Genomic DNA, 2353 nt, shown 5'->3' with positions numbered 1-2353 from the left:
GGCGACCGGACGTCTGGCGGTGCCGAGTACGTCGCCCAGCACGAGCGCGACGGCCATCACCAGGAACGGGCGCGAGTCTCGAGGCCTGAACGGCGGGACACCAGGGGGCCTCAACCCCCGCGACGCCGAAGGCGGCGCCAAAAACACAGGTCAGGTCAGCCGGCTGTCCGAATCGCCGAACGGAGTACGGACCCTCCCGACCAGATCGGCGACCGAATCCAGCACCTGAGTGGGCCGGTAGGGGTATTGCCCGACCGACATCTTGGTGGAGATCCCGGAGGTCACCAGGATGGTGCGCATACCCGCCTCCATCCCGGAGATCACATCGGTGTCCATCCGGTCGCCGATCATCACACTGGTCTGTGAATGGGCGCCGATCCGGCGCAGCGCCGACCGCATCATCAGCGGATTCGGTTTACCGATGTAGTAGGGGTCGCGGCCTGTGGCGCGAGTGATCAGGGCGGCCACCGAGCCGGTCGCCGGCAGTACACCGTCGCGGGACGGGCCGGTCGGGTCCGGGTTCGTGGCGATGAAACGCGCACCCCGTTCGACCAGCCGGATAGCGGTGGTGATCGCTTCGAACGAGTAAGTGCGTGTCTCGCCCAGCACCACGTAGTCCGGATCGATCTCGGTCAGCACGTAGCCGATCTCGTGCAGCGCGGTGGTCAACCCGGACTCACCGACCACATATGCCGTCCCGCCCGGCCGCTGCTCGTCGAGGAAACTGGCTGTGGCCAGGGCCGAGGTCCAGATCGAGTGCTCGGGGATCTCCAGCCCGGTCTGCCGCAATCGTGCCTGCAGATCGCGGGGGGTGCGGATGGAGTTGTTGGTCAGGACCAGGAACGGGATCTCCTCGGCCCGTAGTTCGGCGAGGAATTCGTCGGCTCCGGGGACCATATGGTCCTCGTGCACCAGTACTCCGTCCATATCGGTGAGATAGGACAGAATTCGATCGTCTGTGCTCACCGCATCGATTCTGCGCTTCGCGGTTCGCGGGGTGGGTATGCCGCGCCCGGAGACGGGCGCGCGGGCCGGGAACGACCCCCCTGATCACCGCCGCGCGCGGCGCCGGCTGTGTGTGCCTCCGCCGTCGCCGCGGTCGTGCGTGGCGGCGGGTGGGCTTCGCCCAGTTGCGCCTATTAGTGTCGGATCCGGGCCGGAAACGGTCCGACCACAACGCGACAGGAGTGGGCGCAAATGGGTGAGCTGAAGCTCGGGTACAAAGCGTCGGCGGAACAATTCGGACCCCGTGAACTGGTTGAGCTGGCCGTTCTGGTCGAGGAGCACGGCCTCGACAGCGCCACGGTCAGCGATCATTTCCAGCCGTGGCGGCACAAGGGCGGTCACGCACCGTTCTCCCTGGCCTGGCTGGCCGCGGCGGGTGAGCGCACCGAGCGGATCCTGCTCGGCACCTCGGTACTCACCCCCACCTTCCGGTACAACCCGGCCGTGATCGCACAGGCGTTCGCGACACTGGGCTGCCTGTATCCAGGTCGGGTGATGCTGGGTGTGGGCACCGGTGAGGCCCTGAACGAAATCGCCACGGGCTATTCCGGGGAGTGGCCGGAGTTCAAGGAGCGGTTCGCCCGCCTGCGCGAATCGGTGGATCTGATGCGCGCCCTGTGGACCGGCGCCCGCACCGATTTCGACGGTAACTACTACAAGACGGTCGGCGCCTCCATCTACGACGTCCCCGAAGGCGGCATCCCGGTCTACATAGCCGCCGGTGGCCCGGTGGTCGCCCGGTACGCGGGCCGCGCGGGCGACGGATTCATCTGCACCTCCGGTAAGGGCATGGACCTGTACACGGAGAAACTCATGCCGGCGGTCGCCGAAGGGGCGGCGAAGGTGGACCGCGAGGTCAGCACCATCGACCGGATGATCGAGATCAAGATCTCCTACGACACCGATCCCGAACTCGCGCTGGAGAACACACGCTTCTGGGCACCGCTGTCACTGACCGCCGAGCAGAAGCACAGCATCACCGACCCGATCGAGATGGAAGAGGCCGCCGACGCGTTGCCGATCGAACAGATCGCCAAACGCTGGATCGTCGCCAGCGACCCGGACCAGGCGGTCGAACTGGTGAAGCCGTACGTCGACGCGGGCCTGAACCACCTGGTCTTCCACGCGCCCGGCCACGACCAGAAACGCTTCCTGGACCTGTTCCAGCGCGACCTGGCGCCCCGACTGCGCAAACTGGGCTAGAAAACGGTGGGCGACGGCTGAGCCGAAGGCGGGTCGGCCGGCAGCTCACTCGCTGTGTTTTTGGCGCCGCCTTCGGCGTCGCGGGGGTTGAGGCCCCCTGGTGTCCCGCCGTTCAGGCCTCGAGACTCGCGCTTCGCGCATGCGC

Annotated in this window: 2 protein-coding genes; one reads left to right on the top strand and one right to left on the bottom strand. The window is 67.1% G+C overall.

What is annotated here, in order from left to right; translation table 11 throughout:
- Positions 1-150 precede the first annotated feature (150 nt).
- Positions 151-927 (bottom strand): HAD-IIA family hydrolase, encoded by a 777-nt coding sequence (locus ACWEWT_RS38575; protein WP_452565902.1) that lies wholly within the window; start codon positions 925-927, stop codon positions 151-153.
- A 270-nt stretch (positions 928-1197) separates the two neighbouring features.
- Here ACWEWT_RS38575 and fgd point away from each other — a divergent pair, with 270 nt between their 5' ends.
- Positions 1198-2208 carry a glucose-6-phosphate dehydrogenase (coenzyme-F420) gene (gene fgd, locus ACWEWT_RS38570; RefSeq protein WP_452565901.1) on the top strand — a complete coding sequence of 337 codons (1011 nt, stop codon included), beginning with the start codon at positions 1198-1200 and terminating at the stop codon, positions 2206-2208.
- Positions 2209-2353: the final 145 nt, after the last annotated feature.

The sequence above is a fragment of the Nocardia sp. NPDC003963 genome (genome assembly GCF_053605105.1).
The sequence above is the reverse complement of the archived record's forward strand: the minus strand, read 5'-3'. Positions and strand labels throughout refer to the sequence as shown.

Excerpts from the sequence above, each read along its gene's own strand:
- fgd (WP_452565901.1), top strand. The coding sequence starts at position 1,198 with ATGGGTGAGCTGAAGCTCGGGTACAAAGCGTCGGCGGAACAATTCGGA.
- ACWEWT_RS38575 (WP_452565902.1), bottom strand. The coding sequence starts at position 927 with ATGGACGGAGTACTGGTGCACGAGGACCATATGGTCCCCGGAGCCGAC.